This is a genomic window from Hamadaea tsunoensis DSM 44101 (assembly GCF_000428945.1).
In the GTDB taxonomy this organism is placed as follows: domain Bacteria; phylum Actinomycetota; class Actinomycetes; order Mycobacteriales; family Micromonosporaceae; genus Hamadaea; species Hamadaea tsunoensis.
This window is the reverse complement of sequence record NZ_AUAX01000007.1, coordinates 319,290-333,612: the sequence shown is the minus strand read 5'-3', so window position 1 is coordinate 333,612 and position 14,323 is coordinate 319,290. Positions and strand designations below refer to the sequence as shown.

13 protein-coding genes are annotated in these 14,323 nt (G+C 71.1%); 6 read left to right on the top strand and 7 right to left on the bottom strand.

From position 1 onward, the window contains the following. Positions 1-4 precede the first annotated feature (4 nt). The 3 genes from G401_RS0115935 to G401_RS46025 all read right to left on the bottom strand — a co-directional run bounded on the left by G401_RS0115935 (position 5) and on the right by G401_RS46025 (position 5,437). Positions 5-1,294, bottom strand: a complete 1,290-nt coding sequence (locus tag G401_RS0115935; RefSeq protein ID WP_157545769.1) for a L,D-transpeptidase — start codon at positions 1,292-1,294, stop codon at positions 5-7. A gap of 101 nt (positions 1,295-1,395) precedes the next feature. Further along, on the bottom strand, positions 1,396-3,774 hold the full coding sequence (locus G401_RS0115930; RefSeq protein ID WP_027343288.1) for a galactose-binding domain-containing protein: 2,379 nt from the start codon (positions 3,772-3,774) through the stop codon (positions 1,396-1,398). 367 nt (positions 3,775-4,141) lie between these two features. Further along, positions 4,142-5,437 carry an MFS transporter gene (locus G401_RS46025; RefSeq protein ID WP_051366713.1) on the bottom strand — a complete coding sequence of 432 codons (1,296 nt, stop codon included), beginning with the start codon at positions 5,435-5,437 and terminating at the stop codon, positions 4,142-4,144. A 76-nt stretch (positions 5,438-5,513) separates the two neighbouring features. Here G401_RS46025 and G401_RS0115920 point away from each other — a divergent pair, with 76 nt between their 5' ends. Genes G401_RS0115920 through G401_RS0115910 form a run of 3 tightly spaced genes read left to right on the top strand, consistent with a single transcriptional unit; the run spans position 5,514 to position 8,306 of the window. Further along, positions 5,514-5,855 (top strand): hypothetical protein, encoded by a 342-nt coding sequence (locus G401_RS0115920; RefSeq protein WP_027343287.1) that lies wholly within the window; start codon positions 5,514-5,516, stop codon positions 5,853-5,855. 32 nt (positions 5,856-5,887) lie between these two features. Then, positions 5,888-7,723, top strand: coding sequence for a M91 family zinc metallopeptidase (locus tag G401_RS0115915; RefSeq protein ID WP_051366712.1), 1,836 nt, complete (start codon positions 5,888-5,890; stop codon positions 7,721-7,723). After that, positions 7,689-8,306 (top strand): hypothetical protein, encoded by a 618-nt coding sequence (locus tag G401_RS0115910; protein WP_157545767.1) that lies wholly within the window; start codon positions 7,689-7,691, stop codon positions 8,304-8,306. Before G401_RS0115915 ends, G401_RS0115910 begins: the two co-directional genes overlap by 35 nt. Here the strand turns inward: G401_RS0115910 and G401_RS0115905 are convergent. The 3 genes from G401_RS0115905 to G401_RS0115895 form a co-directional block, all read right to left on the bottom strand. Further along, the gene (locus G401_RS0115905; protein WP_027343284.1) at positions 8,299-9,360 is read right to left on the bottom strand and encodes a saccharopine dehydrogenase family protein; all 1,062 of its coding nucleotides are present in this window, start codon (positions 9,358-9,360) and stop codon (positions 8,299-8,301) included. The genes G401_RS0115910 and G401_RS0115905 overlap by 8 nt on opposite strands. A gap of 146 nt (positions 9,361-9,506) precedes the next feature. Beyond that, positions 9,507-10,031 carry a GNAT family N-acetyltransferase gene (locus tag G401_RS0115900; protein ID WP_027343283.1) on the bottom strand — a complete coding sequence of 175 codons (525 nt, stop codon included), beginning with the start codon at positions 10,029-10,031 and terminating at the stop codon, positions 9,507-9,509. Between the two features lie 14 nt (positions 10,032-10,045). Then, positions 10,046-11,683, bottom strand: a complete 1,638-nt coding sequence (locus tag G401_RS0115895; RefSeq protein WP_027343282.1) for an amidohydrolase — start codon at positions 11,681-11,683, stop codon at positions 10,046-10,048. A gap of 75 nt (positions 11,684-11,758) precedes the next feature. Here G401_RS0115895 and G401_RS0115890 point away from each other — a divergent pair, with 75 nt between their 5' ends. From G401_RS0115890 to G401_RS0115880, 3 genes are all read left to right on the top strand, one after another. Further along, positions 11,759-12,121: an MmcQ/YjbR family DNA-binding protein gene (locus tag G401_RS0115890; RefSeq protein WP_027343281.1), complete on the top strand. Its 363-nt coding sequence runs from the start codon at positions 11,759-11,761 to the stop codon at positions 12,119-12,121. 50 nt (positions 12,122-12,171) lie between these two features. Next, on the top strand, positions 12,172-13,188 hold the full coding sequence (locus G401_RS0115885) for a hypothetical protein (protein ID WP_157545765.1): 1,017 nt from the start codon (positions 12,172-12,174) through the stop codon (positions 13,186-13,188). 108 nt (positions 13,189-13,296) lie between these two features. Next, entirely contained in the window at positions 13,297-13,554 is a 258-nt protein-coding gene (locus G401_RS0115880) for a hypothetical protein (RefSeq protein WP_245601731.1), read from the top strand. 156 nt (positions 13,555-13,710) lie between these two features. Here G401_RS0115880 and G401_RS0115875 read toward each other — a convergent pair whose 3' ends face one another. Continuing rightward, the gene (locus tag G401_RS0115875; RefSeq protein WP_027343278.1) at positions 13,711-14,226 is read right to left on the bottom strand and encodes a hypothetical protein; all 516 of its coding nucleotides are present in this window, start codon (positions 14,224-14,226) and stop codon (positions 13,711-13,713) included. Positions 14,227-14,323 lie beyond the last annotated feature (97 nt).

Below are 14,323 nucleotides of genomic sequence, written 5' to 3'. Positions count from 1 at the left end.
CGGATCAGCCGGTCGTGCTCGGCGAGGCCGACGGCGCGCCCGACGGATCGGCGGACGGTGGCGCCGGCGGCGCGTACGGGATCGCGCTGCCCTTGACGTACTCGTCCCACGGCCGGTCCCAGTCGGTCCAGCCGTTGTTCCACTGCAGCGCGCGGGCCGTGCCCTTGACCGTCAGCGGCGAGCCGATGAGCGTCTGCGAGAACAGCCACTGCGCGTTGGCCAGCGACATGTTCACACAGCCGTGGGACACGTTGCGCTTGCCCTGGTCGGACACGGACCACGGCGCCGCGTGGATGAACTCGCCGCCCCAGGTGAGGCGCTGGGCGAACTGGATCGGCGTCTTGTAGCGGTTGGCCGGGTTCGGGTCGTCCATCGTGTCGAAGACCGTGTTGGCCAGCTTCTCGATGATCACCGTCGTGCCGCTCGACGAGGGCATGGTCGGGCGGCCGAGGCTGACCGGGATCGTCCGGATGGTCTTGCCGTCCTTGATGACGTGCATGACCTTGGGCTTCGCCCGGTCGTCGATCGTCATGACCAGCGACGGGCCGATCGTGCAGTCGAGGGTCAGGTCCGAGCGGCCGAAGTAGCCGCCCCCGACCGGCGCGCCGCCGATCCGGACGTCCACGAAGACCTTGGTGCCGGCCTGCCAGAACTCCTTCGGCCGCCAGTGCAGCTCGGTCGCGCTGTACCAGGTCCAGGTGCCCTCCTGGGCCGGGGTCGTGGTGACCAGCAGGCGGCGCTGCACCTCGGCCCGGTCGCCGGACTCGATCGCCCGGCTCAGCCGGATGATCATCGGCATGCCCACGCCGACGACCTGTCCGTCGGCCAGGAAGCTGGAGAAGCCCACCGTCTTCGACGGCTTGGCCATCGTGGCGAACGCCGAGGTGCCGATCGTGGTCTTGCCGTCGGCGTCGGTCGCCGTGACCGTCACCTTGTAGTTGGTGCCCCACTGCAGCATCTTGGCCGGAATCCAGCTGGTGCCGTCGGGGTGCATGTCGCCGTCGACCGCGTTGCCCTCGGCGTCGACCAGCTCCACCTTGGTCGAGGACGCGTCCTGCGCGGTGAAGACCACGTCGAGCCCGGCGGGCGCGTCGTCGGCGCCGTCCTTCGGACTGGTGATCGACACAGTCGCCTTGCCGTTCTTCACCTCGGTCGGCGAGGGGGCGGCGCTGCCCGACGGGCCGACCAGCGTCGGGGAACCGGACTTGCTGGTACATGCGGCCAGCCCGGTCACCGCCGCGCCGGTGAGGCCCAGCGCGCTCAACGCGCGCCGGCGGGTCCAGGGGCGGGTCATCGATGCGTCAGGAGAGGGCGCTGCGTCTTTCGAGGGCATCGATTCATCCTACCCGGGTCCCACCGGCGCTGCGATCTCGCGTACGCGCCGCTGTGCGGAAGCTATGCGGCGTACACCTCGAATTCACTGAGCTGGCCCGCCGGCCATCCGGTGTTGGCCGTGAAGATCAACCGAACGTAACGGGCAGTAGTCACGGTAAAGCTGATAGTGACGGAGTTACCCGATGGGTTGAACGCGTAGCCGGCCGACGCCTTCAGGGTCGAGAACGACGACCCGTCCGTGCTCCCGGTCACCGACAGGGTCTGCGTACGCGCGCCCCAGGCCGCCGGCAACTTCAGCACGACGCGCCCGACCGCGGTCGCCGAGCCGAGGTCGACCTGCAGCCACTGCGGGAAGGCGTTGTTGGCCGACTCCCAGTAGGTGTCCTGGTTGCCGTCGACCGTGTTGCCCGACGCGTACGCCTGGGTGTGGCTGCTCTCGGACGTGGCCTTGCCCCGCGCGAGGTTGGTGTTGGGCGCGGCGTCGGTGGTGGCGGTGGCCGTGTTCGAGGCGCCGGAGGTGTTGCCCGCGGCGTCGGACGCCGTGACCGTGAAGCTGTACGCGGTCGACGGGTTGAGCCCGCTCACCGTGAAGCTCGTCGCGGCGGTGGTGGCGACCACCGACCCGCCCTGCCGCACCTGGTACGCGGTGACGCCCACGTTGTCGGCCGAGGCGGTCCACGACAGCGAGACGGAGTTCGCGGTGTGCCCGGTGACGGTGAGGTTGCCGGGCGCGCTGGGCGCCTGGGTGTCGCCGCCGGTCGTCGGCCCGTAGACCTCCAGTTCGGACAGTTGCGCCGCCGGCCAGCCGGAGTTGGCCGAGAACGTCACCCGGATGTAGCGGGCGTTCGTCTGCGTGACGGGCAGGTTCACGGCGTTGCCGGCCGCCGGGTTGAAGGAGTAGGTGCCCGACCCGGCGAGCGTGCCGAAGGTGCCGCCGTCCGTGCTGCTGGTCACGGTCAGCGTCTCCGTACGCGTACCCCAGCCGGACGGGAGCTTGAGCACGATCTTGTTGACCGCGTAGACCGCGCCCAGGTCGACCTGCACCCATTGCGGGAACGTGTTGTTGGCCGATTCCCAGTAGGTCTCGGCGTTGCCGTCGACGATGTTCGCGCTGGCGTACGACTGATTGTGGCTGCTCTCGTTGGTCGCCTTGCCCCGGGCCAGGTTGCCGGTCGGCGGCGGGGTCGTGCCGCCGTTCGGCTGGGTCGGGCGGGTGGCCGTCAACGCGATCTGGCCCTTGAGCATCCGGCCGCCGTCACCGGTCAGCCGCAGGTAGTAGTCCGACGAGCAGGCCGTCCCATCCTCGTCCAGCCCGAGCAGGCCGGAGTTGGTGGGGATGAACGCCTGCGACTCGGCTGTCTTGAGGATCTGGTTGCCCTCGTTGAACTCGTCGTACATGGAGATGTAGATGCCCTGGGCGCCGACGCGTACCAGGTTGTAGAACTGCCGCCACATGAAGTCGCCGTGCTGCCGCTGGCGCGCGGTCACGTCGCCGGGCAGGCAGCACGGCTGGTAGTCGATCCCGCTGGCGTTGCACTCCGCCTGGTCGGGCGTCTGGACGTTGGCATAGAAGCTGTCGACGTCGCCGACGTTGCCGATCCGGCCGACCATCCACGGCGAGATCATGTTGAACGCGTGGTAGACCGCGCTGAACCCGGCCCGCGAGTCGTTGATCCCCTGCCGCCAGTAGGTCGGCACGCCGCCGATCACGTAGCAGCCCTGGGCCTTGAACCAGTTCACCACGTCGAGGCAGTTCGCCGCGGCGAACGGGCGGGCGTCGTCGGCGAAGCCGAAACCCCAGATGCACACGACCGGCTTGCCGTTCTGGCGCGCGTACGCGCTGCTCGCGGTGTGGGCCGACATCTTGTTCGTCCAGTCGGTCTTGATCTCCGACTGCATGTTCGTCCAGTTGGTGACGTCGTACATGATGTAGAACTTGCGGCTGTTCGCCTCGGCCGCGTTGCGTACCTTCTGGGCCATCGCGTCGCGGGTCGCGCCCTCGCCGCCGTTCGGGTTGAACCGCTGCAGGGCGGCCGTGTCGATGTTGTTCTGCTGCATCCACAGGAAATGCGTGTCGACCGTCTGCTGGTCGTAGGACGAGAACAGGGTCGCCGGCTGGCCGTTGCCCAGGTTCGCGTACGCGGTCTGATACCCGTGGGTGTACTCGCGCATGTCGGGCCACGCGCGCAGGGTGCCGTTGTTGCTCGGCGACGGCGCCTGGCCCCAGTTGCTCGACCAGTGCCACCAGCCGTTGATCGGGGCGCCGTCGCCGATGCAGGCGAACCAGCCCTGGTAGCCGACGGTGATCTTGCCGACGACGTCCCCGGGCGGGCTGGCGGCGGCCGCGACGGAGGCTCCGGCGGGCAGGAGCTCACCGGCGGCGGCGAGGGCGGTACCGGACGCGACCGAGGCCACGAAGCTCCGGCGTGAGATTGCCATATGGACACTCCCCTCTGGTTCAGGTGGCCGTCATACTTCCAGTCAGCGACACATTTCTGCAATACTTAGATTTCTGTACGCAACAAGCTGATGATCACATCGCAAAGAATGTGCGTGACGTGCGGCGGGGTGGGTGGCGCCGCGGCCGGTCCTGGGCTTCGTGGGGTGTGCACGGCAGGACCGGCCGCGCCGCGACCGACCCCTGCCCGCACGCCGGACCGCCCCGCCGGGGCGGCCCCCGGACGCCAAGATCCCGTTTGGATCAGGGATCGCCACGTAATCTTGGGCCAAGATTCGGGTGGTTTCCCTGATCCAAACGGGATCTTGGGGCGGGGCCGGGGTGCGGCAGGACGGGAGGTGCGAGGGGTTACGCGCTGACGGGGTCGGCGACGGCGGGGGCCGTGCCCAGGCCGCGGGCGGCGGAAGCGAAGTAGGCCGCGCTGACCATCGACACCAGGCCGCCGACGAAGAACGTGACGTCGATCCGGCCGAACCGCAGGCCCAGCACGTGCCAGTCCAGTCCACGCAGGACGGTGCTGACGAGCAGGCTGCTGACCCCGACCGACACGATGAAGCCGAGCCGGTTGGCCGGCGTGATCACGGCCATCACCCGGCCGAGGAACTCGCGCGGCACGGCCGCGAGGACCACCGGCACGATCGCCGCGTTGAGGGCGCCGAGGAAGAACCCGACCAGCGCCAGCACCGGCAGGGCCGGCCACACCGACCCGAGCCGCGAGTACACCGCGAACATCAGGCCCATCCCGGCGAGGCCGGCCGTGACGACGCGTACGTTGCCGAGCCTGTCGCCCAGGACGCCGCCGATCGACGCCCCGCCGAGGACGCCGACCGCGAACGCCCCGTTGAGCAGGCCGAACCATTTCGCGGCGGCGTGCAGGTTCTCCGAGACGAAGTAGAGGTCGAGGGCGATGATCGTGCCGAGGCCGAGGTTCACCACGACGGCCGTGACGAGCACGGCACGGACGATCGGCTCGCGCACCATGTAGCGCAGCCCCTCGACCAGGTCCCGCCGCAGGGTCCGCTCCCCCGACACCGGGGCGGCCGGTTCCGCCACCGGTACGCGGATCGCCCGGATCAGCGAGTACGACAGGAGGAAGGACACCGCGTCGATCGCGATGGCCCACGGGACGCCGACCCCGACGAGCAGCGGGGCGGCCAGCGGCGGCCCGACGATCCCCGCGAGCGCGCCCGCCGACTGCAGGTAGCTGCTGGCGCGGCCCTGGTGCTCCGCCGGCACGATGTCGGCGATCATCACCATGCGGGCGGGGCCGAAGAACTGGGACGCGGCCGTGGTCCCGGCGACGATCACCCCGATGATCGCGATGGTCACGCCCAGCGGCAGGTGCCGCGCTTCCAGGCTCACGACGATCAGCAGGCCGACCAGCCCGGCCCGGATCAGGTCGGTACGCATCATCGTGCGCTGCTTGCTCCACCGGTCCACGAACACGCCGGCGACCGGGCCGAGCCCGATGATGACGGCCGACGTGATGACGAGGACCGTGCTGGAGACCGCCGGGGCGTACGCGCGACCGGCCAGGAGGACGCTGCCCACCCACAGCAGGAGGGTGGTGTCGAAGACCTCGTCCCCGACCACGGAGATCGTCTGGCCGAGCCAGAGCCGGCGGTAGTTCCCATTGATCAGCACAGGGGATCACCATAGTTATCCACAGGCGATCCTGGGGGGCGGGACGAAATGGACTATCGGGGTTAGGCTCGGCCGCATGCCACCCCCCGAAGTACGCGCCGACCCCGTCGAGCTGACCCGGCTGGCCGACACGATGCTGACCGCCTCGCAGCACATCTCGGACGCCTGGCGGGCGGCGCAGGCGGCGATCTCGCTGAGCCAGGCCGCGTTCGGCGACTCCGCCGGGGCCGCGGGCGTGCACAACGCCCACGAGGGCAGCGCCGACGACGCCGACCTGGCGATCGGCCGGCTGGTCGCCGTCCTCGAAGGCGACATGGACCGGTTGTACCGCATCGCGTTCGCGTACAAGAAGGCCGACGACGACGCCGCCCGCAAGGCCCAGCAGTCGATGCCCCACGGGCACAACATCCCGTTCTGAGCCGCAGTACAGACCCGAGAAGGAGTCTGGCGATGATCCCGCCGGAGCCCACCGTCCCACCCGCGCAGATCATGACCCCCGACGTCTGGGATCTGCACCACCGCGCCGACCAGGTCGACGCCGCCGCGGCCGCCTGGCGGGCCGCCGCCAAGGCGGTCAAAGGTGCCGCCGACGACGTGGACGCGCCGTCCAAGGCGATCGTCAACGGACCTTGGGAGGGTCCCGCGGCGGACTCCTTCGACGCGCATCGCAAGCATCTCGTCGCGCACCTGGACGACATCGAGGCGCGGGCGGACGACGTCGCCGGTGCGCTGGAGAAGGCCGCGGGCTCGATCCGCACGGCGCAGTCGCACCTCACCGACGAGTGGGGCAAGGTCGTCGCGGTCCAGCTCACCTACGACCAGCCGAAGCATCTGCTGTTCAGCCCGAAGGACGACGCGCAGACGAAGATCGTGACCGACTCGATGAGCCGGTGCTCGGCCATCCGCGACGATCTCGACAAGCAGCTCGCCGACGATGTGGTCCTGTTCGAGAAGGCCCGGGCGCGTTTCCAGCAGATCGCCGCGGCCTGGGAGGACATCGCTCTCGGGATCCTCGACCCGTTCACGATGCCGGCCGAGACGGCGGGAACGTCGGTCATCTACGACGGCGACCACGTCATCGTGAACACCGGCACCGGCAACGACGACGTGCAGATCAGCATCGACCCGAAGACGGGCCTGCAGGTCGTCACGGTCAACGGCCAGCAGTACTTCTTCCCCGCGGGCGCCGACATCGTGGTCCGCGGCGGCGAGGGCAACGACAAGATCACCGTTGCGCCCGGGACGAACGTGCACGTGACGCTGATCGGCGGCATGGGCGACGACGAGATCCACGGCGGTGGCGGCAACGAGACCGTCCTCGGCCTCGACGGCAACGACCGGCTCTACGGCGGCGACGGCAACGACCGGATCTCGGCCGGCGCCGGCCGGGACTATGTGGACGGGCAGGGCGGCGACGACGTCCTGTCCGGCGGCATGGGCGACGACACGGTCTACGGCCTCGGCGGCAACGACCAGATCAGCGGCGGCGAGGGCCAGGACTACCTGGAGGGCGCCGAGGGCAACGACACCGTGTACGGCAACGCGGGCAACGACATCATCTCCGGCGGCCGCGGCGACGACACGATGCGCGGCGGTGCCGGGGACGACGTCGTGTACGCCGGCCGGGGCACCGACCTGTCCGACGGCGGCTCGGGTACCGACAAGGTGTTCGGCGAGAAGGGCGACACCTCCGTCGGCGCCGAGCAGAACGTGACCGTCGAGATCAAGGACTTCCAGACCTTCATCAAGGTCGAGGGCTCGCCGGAGTTCCAGGCGCGGGTCAACGCCGACCTCGACATGCTCGCGTCCTCGCCGCGCGGCCAGGAGATGCTGACCCAGCTGCAGCAGGGCCACGACCAGGGCGAGGGCGGCTGGTGGCTCTGGCACCACGACGGCGACTCGCTGACCATCAAGGAGTACGACGACCCGTCGGATCCGAACAACAGCACCGCCACGCACAGCGGCCGCGACAACACGATCGCGTACAACGTGCATCTGGACAACCTGTCGCTCGGGAACGGGACCACTGTGGACGGTCCGCCGGTCGCCGTGCTCTACCACGAGATGGCGCACGTGTACGACTACGAGCACGACACGCTCGCGCCGGGCGACTACCACGGGCCGGACGAGGACGTGCCGAACAAGGAGCGCGAGGCGGCCGGCCTGCCGATCGACGAGGACAACGACCCGAAGACGCCCAACCAGATCTACTCCAAGCACCCGTACGACCTCACCGAGAACGGACTCCGCGATGAGATGGGCGCGCCGCACCGTGATGCGTACTAGGGCTTTGCTGGCGGCGGGGCTGGCGCTGGCCGTCGGGTCCGGCGGCTGCGCGGCGAAACAGGGCGAGCCGGCGGACCCGCAACCCGCCGGCACCGCCCCGGCGGCCGAGTTCAGCGCCGACGTCACCGTGGGCGACGGGGCGGTCAAGGTCGCGTACACGCTGGTCAACCGGTCCGGCGGCACGCTCGTCGTGCTCAGCCGGGTCGACCCGGCGTACGTCGTGGGTCAGACGTCCGGCCGGGTCCAGATCGGGCAGCGCGCGTTCACCATGCCCGAGGGCGGCAAGACCTGGAGCCACCCGAACTTCGCCGACGGCGTACGCGTGAAGGACGGCGACCGGATCGAGCGGACGCTGACCGTGCCGCTGCCCCTCAAGCGCAACCACCCGTACGGGGACGACTACGGCGACGGGACGATCGCGCTGCCGGACCCGGTGCGGGAGGTGGTCTTCTGCCTCGGCGCCGTACGCGAGACCGAGGTGAAGGCGACCCTGGCGGCGGGCGACGAGGTGCGGCTGCCGCACCTGTCCTCGACGACGGCGGTGCAGCACCTGTACTGCTCGGACCCGGTGAAGCTCAGCTGAGCACCAGGTCCCCGGAGCCGGGCAGGCGCGTCACGAGATCCGCCCCGAGCAGTTGGGACGGCGTGTACGCGCCGCCCGCCGGCCGATCCGCGAGGAGCGCGTCCACCGCCGCGAGCGCGCCCGCGACCGTCAGGTCGTAGCCGTTCGCGGTGGTGATCCGGGCGGTGCGGCGGGCTCCGGCGGCGTTGACGGCCTCGCCCCAGACGAACGTGGTGTGCCGCGCGCGCTGCTCGGCGCTCGGCCCCGGCACCGTACGCTCGACGCGCCGCTGCAGGAAACGGCGTACCGGGCCGAGGCGCAGGATCGGCCGGGCCGCGTTGGCCAGGCGCATCGAGCGGACGCGCTTGCGCGAGGTCGGGATGAACACCTCGATGTTCGGGATCCCCGTCGTCCGGTACGCGCTGGCGACGTCACCCCACGGGATGGCGGCCGCGTCCTTCTCCCCCGCCCCGAAGTCGACCCGCCGCACGATCCGGCCGTGGCCGACGCGGACGATGCGCCCGTCACGGCGTACGCGTCCGGCGGTCCCGATGCCCTCGATCGAGGTCTTGAGCGTGCCCGGGGACATGCCGGCCCGGGTGTCGAAGCCGAGCGCGAGATGCGTCGCGTCGGGCAGGGACTCGGCCAGGGCGGCGGCCACGCAATCGGTGGGGATCACGTCGAACCCGACCCCCGGGCACAGCACGACACCGCTGGAGCGGGCCCGCTCGTCCAACGCGTACGCGTGCTCGAACACGTCGATCTCGCCGGTGATGTCGAGATAGTGCACGCGCGCCTTCAGGCAGCCCTCGATCATCGGGGCGCTGGTGGCCGAGAAGGGGCCCGCGCAGTGCAGCACGAGACCGATCCCGTCGAGCTCGGTGGCGATCCGCGCGGGGCTGGCCAGGTCGAACGCCCGCCAGCGCAGGCCCAGTTCCCGGGCGAGCGGCTCGACCTTGCCGACCGAGCGCCCGGCCAGGACCGGCGCGAGACCGCGCTCGGCCGCCGCGCGGGCGATCAGCTCGCCGGTGTACCCGTTGGCCCCGTAGATCAGCCAGTCCCGGATGTGCGCCATCGCACTATGAGAGCACAGCCTTCCTGCCGCCGACGACTCGACCTTGCGCCGTCCCAAGATTCCGTTTGGATCAGGGAAATCACCCGAATCTTGGGCCAAGATTACGTGCGAAAACCTGATCCACACGGGATCTTGAGAGCAAGCGACTACAGGTCCTTCACGAGGAGTTCGAAGCGCAGGTCGTCGCGGCGGGGCACGCCGAACCGCTCGTCGCCGTACGGGAACGGCGACATCTCCCCCGTACGCCGGTACCCGCGCCGCTCGTACCAGGCGATGAGTTCGTCGCGTACGGAGATGACGGTCATGTGCATCCGGGCCACGTGCCACTCGTCGCGGGCGAAGCGCTCGGCCTCGGCCATCACCGCCCGGCCGAGCCCGCCGCCCTGCTCGGTGGGGCGTACCGCGAACATCCCGAAGTACGCGTACTCGCCCCGGTCTTCGAGGTGGCAGCAGGCGACGATCTCGGCGTCGCGGACGGCGAGCAGCAGCCGGGCCAGCGGATCGTCGATCAGGGCGGCGACCGCCGCGGCGTCGGTACGCTGGCCGTCGAGGATGTCGGCCTCGGTGGTCCAGCCCGCCCGGCTGGCGTCGCCCCGGTACGCCGATTCGACGAGGCGTACGACGGCGGGCACGTCCTCGGCGGTGGCGGTGCGGAACAGCAACGTTTCCATGAGTATCCCCGAATTCACTGTCGTGAGTAGACGGTCTGGCCGGCGGCGAGCGTACGCTCCACGGCCGCGGCGGCGACCGGTGCGCTGAAGACGTCCCGGTCGAGCAGGACGAGGTCGGCGGGCCGGCCGACCGCGATCTCGCCGGCGCTCGCGTCCATCCCGTTGACCCAGGCGGATCCCTGGGTGTAGCCGGTCAGCGCGGTCGCCAGGTCCAGCCGCTGCTCGGGCAGGAACGGCCGGCGCTGCACCGGATCCCCGGTGTCCCCGCTCGGCGGGACGGTCCGGTGCACGGCCACGTGGACCGCCTGCAGCGGGTCGGGCGAGGACACCGGCCAGTCGCTGCCGAACGCCAGGCGTACGCCGGACCGGGCGAACGAACCGAAGGGGTACTGCCAGCCCGCGCGCTCCGCGGTGAGGACGGGCAGGGTCAGCTCCGTCATCTGCGGTTCGTGGCAGGCCCAGAGCGCCTGGACGGTCGCCGCGACGCCGAGCGTACGGAAGCGGGGCAGATCTTCGGGGCGCACGACCTGGACGTGCGCGATGTGGTGGCGCAGCATGGAGTTGTTCGCGGAGCGGGCCGCGGCGACCGCGTCGAGCGCGTGGCTGACGGCCCGGTCGCCGATGGCGTGGAAGTGCACCTGGAAGCCGGCGGCGTCGAGCGCGGTCACGTATCCGGCGAGCTCGCCGGGGTCGATGAAGTCCAGGCCCTGGCCGCCGTGGCCGACGTAGGGCTCGTGCATGCTCGCGGTGAACGTCTCGCAGACGCCGTCGAGCATCATCTTCACGGCCGTCGCCCGGAACCGCCGCCCCTCGGTCGCCCGCCGCCGTTCCAGCAGGAACGGCAGCTGGTCGAGCCCCCGCTCGCGCTCCCACCACAGCGCGCCCACCACGCGCCCGGTCAGCTCGCCCCGGTCCTCCAGCTCGCGGTAGGTGTCGAAGACGTCCGGCAGGCTGTCGTACGCGCCGACGATGGCGTCCTGCCACGCGGTGATCCCGAACGAATGCAGTACGCGCTGCCCCTCCCGCAGCCCGTCGAGCAGTTCGGCCGGCGTGGGTTCGCCGACGAGCCGGCCGACCAGCGCGGCGGCGCCCTCGTGCAGCGTGCCGGTCGGCCGCCCGTCGGGGTCGCGTTCGATCCGCCCGTCGGCCGGGTCGGGCGTACGCGCGTCGATGCCGGCCCGGCGCAGCGCCTCGGAGTTCACCCAGACCGCGTGGTGGTCCCGGTTCGGCAGGAACACCGGCCGGTCCGCCACGATCGCGTCGAGGTCCTCGCGGCGCGGCGTACCGCCCGGGAACTGGTCCATCGCCCAGCCGCCGCCGAGGATCCACTCCCGGCCGGGGTGCTCGGCCGCGTACGCGCCGATCGCGTCGAGGTACGCCGCCCTGGTCCGGTACGCGGACAGGTCGCAGCGCAGCCGTTCCAGCCCGGCGCTGCCCGGGTGCACGTGCGCGTCGACGAAGCCGGGCAGCAGCAGCCGGCCGGCCAGTTCCACGACCTCCGTACGCGTGCCGGCCAGCGCCTCGGCGGCCGGTCCGAGCGCGGCGATCCGGCCGCCCGAGACCGCGACGGCGCCGGCCGGGATCACGGTGCCGGCCGAGAACACCGGACCACCGCGGAAGAGCAGGTCGGCGGGCGCGTCGGCGGAGATCACCCAGCGAGTATGCCCGACGCGTCCCGGCCCTCGTCCACGGCTTCTGCGATCATCGGTGCGGAAGGGGGTCGTCGTATGAAGTGGGCCGCGCTGCGCAAGTACTGCCTCGGCAAGCCGGGCGCCTGGGAGGATCAGCCCTGGGAGGGCGACTTCGTCGTCAAGGTGGGCACGTCGGGCAAGATCTTCGCGTTCCTCGGCGGCCGGGACGCCGCCCACGCCTCGGTCGGCCTCAAGTGCGGCCCGAGCCGCGAGATCGCCGACGAATGGGTGCTGCGCTATCCGGACGACGCGGCCGTGATGGCGTACATCGGGCGGTCGGGGTGGAACACGCTGCGCACCGGCGGGGCGATCCCGGACGCCGAGATCCGCGAGGCGATCGACGACTCGTACGCGGCCATCGTCGCGAAGCTGCCCAAACGGGAGCGGCCCACCGTGTAGGGCGAATCCTGGGTACGATCCCCGACGTCCACAAGCGACACATTCGGGGGATGACGATGCGCAGGTACGCCGGGTTGACGGCTGCCGGGTTGACGGTGCTGCTGCTCATGGCGTGCGGTACGCAGAATCCGGGGCCGGCCGGGCCGCCGTCGCCGCCGGGCGACCTGCTCGACGCCGCGTACGCCAAGGTGATCGGCGGCGAGCCGGCGGCCGACGGTCCGGTCGCGGGCGTGCGCCGGGCCTTCGATCCCGCCCAGGCGCTCCTGATCGGCCCCACGTACGCGACCCGCTACGACTGGACGGCGACCACCGACCGCCTGACGGTGGACGACGCCACCCGGCTGGGCTTCCCGCGCCCGGTGGCCGCCCCGGCGGGACAGGAGATCTTCCTGGCCCACGTGGCCGAACGGCAGCCCGGCACCCTCAACATTCCGGCCGACTTCCCGGGCGCCACCGCGAACCTGCTCGTCGACGGTCACCCGCGCCCTCTCGACGGGGCGGCCCCCGACCCGGAGCGCACGCTCGTCGCGGTCGTCCCGAAGGGCGCCCCGATCGCGCTGGCCGTCACCGACCAGGGCCGTACGCAGACCCTCGACCTGCGTACCGGCCAGCGGGCGGCGGACGCGGTCGACCTGTTCTACCACCCGTTCGCGGGTGACGAGATCGAACTGCGCTCGGTCGGCGGCGGCGGCAACCTCGTCCTGCACGGGCCGCTCCGGCTGGTCCCGTGGACGCCGAAGGACGGCTGGGCACCGGCCGGGCAGGCGTTCGCCGTCCTCGACACGAGTCTTCAGCGGTACTCCGGCCACGTCACGGACTCCACTCTGGACGCACGGCGCAGCTTCACCCTGGTCGCGGGCGGGCACGCGTACCCGGCGCAGGCGCGGGCCCTGCCGCTGTACGAGTTCGGCACGACGGGCGGCTCCGGGACGCTCATCGCGTTCGCGGTGCCGCCGACCGTGCGTACGGGGACGATCCGGCTGACGCCGCACGCCGCGTCCTGCGCGGGCTGCCGGTTCGGCCCCGGCGCCTCGGCCTCCTTCACGCTGGCCGCGGCGACCCCGTGAGGAATGCGCGATCTTGGATATGACCTGGGATTCTGTCGCCGGGGGTTCTGTCGGCTGTTGGTCAGCAGGCTGCCCGGCCGTCACCTGACCGCTCTAGGATGCGCCGGTGTGCCGCCGCGACCCCGCGCGGCCCGGTTCGACGACGAACAGGAGACTCCCATGCTGGGACTCGAGAAGAAGCTGATGAAGCAGTGGGAGGGCAAGTCGGCCCAGGAGCTCGCGGAGGCCCCGGTCACCGCCCTCGAGGGACTGACCAAGGAGGACGCCGAGTTCCTCGACAAGGCCTTCGGCATCAAGACCATCCGTGACCTGGCGAAGCAGAAGCACTTCAAGTGGGCGCAGGCGATCGTCGCCCTGGCCGACTGATAACGGGGCTACAACCGGCAGGGCCGTCCGGGGCACCGGGCGGCCCTGCCGTCGTCTGCGCACCGAGCCGCTTCTGGGGGATCCGCGATCACACGTACGGTGACCGGTCGTGGCCCCGATCCGCGTCGGCGACGGTGGGCGGGGCCACGACCGCGGTCATTCGGCGATCACGAACTGGGCGCTGCTCGTGGTGTCGTAGCTGACGCCGTTCTTCTCGGCGTGGTGACTGCACGTGACGGTGACCGTCCGGGACGCGGCGGGTACGCCCGAGGTGGGTACCTTCGGCGACCAGAAGTGGACGTCGACGAGCGCGCCGTTGTTCTCGGAGTCGTAGTCGGTCGTGGAGTAGGCGAGCACGTTCGCGTAGCACCGTACGTTGATGTAGTCGGCGTCGATACGGTCGTTGTTCGCGTTGGCCAGCCGGGAGTAGCCGCGGATCTGGATGGTGCCGAGCCGGCTCGGCCAGGCGCCCTCGTGCGCCTCGTCGATCTTCTGGATGACGCCCTGCAGGACGTAGGTCGGGCCGCCCCCGCCGCCGGGCGGGGGCGGGAGCTCGCCGCCACCGCAGCCGTCGAGGGGGCAGTCCGGCTCCGATGCCAGGGCCGGCGTCGCCGTACCGGCGATGCTGAAGGCCATCATCAGGGCGAGCACGACTCGTGCGGTACGCGTCACCGCGTCCTCCGTTCGTCCAGCACGGGGCGGCCCGATGCCTCCCCGTGACCAACTGGTGGCCTACGGTAGTGGCGGCGGGGCCGGGCTCGGCATCGTC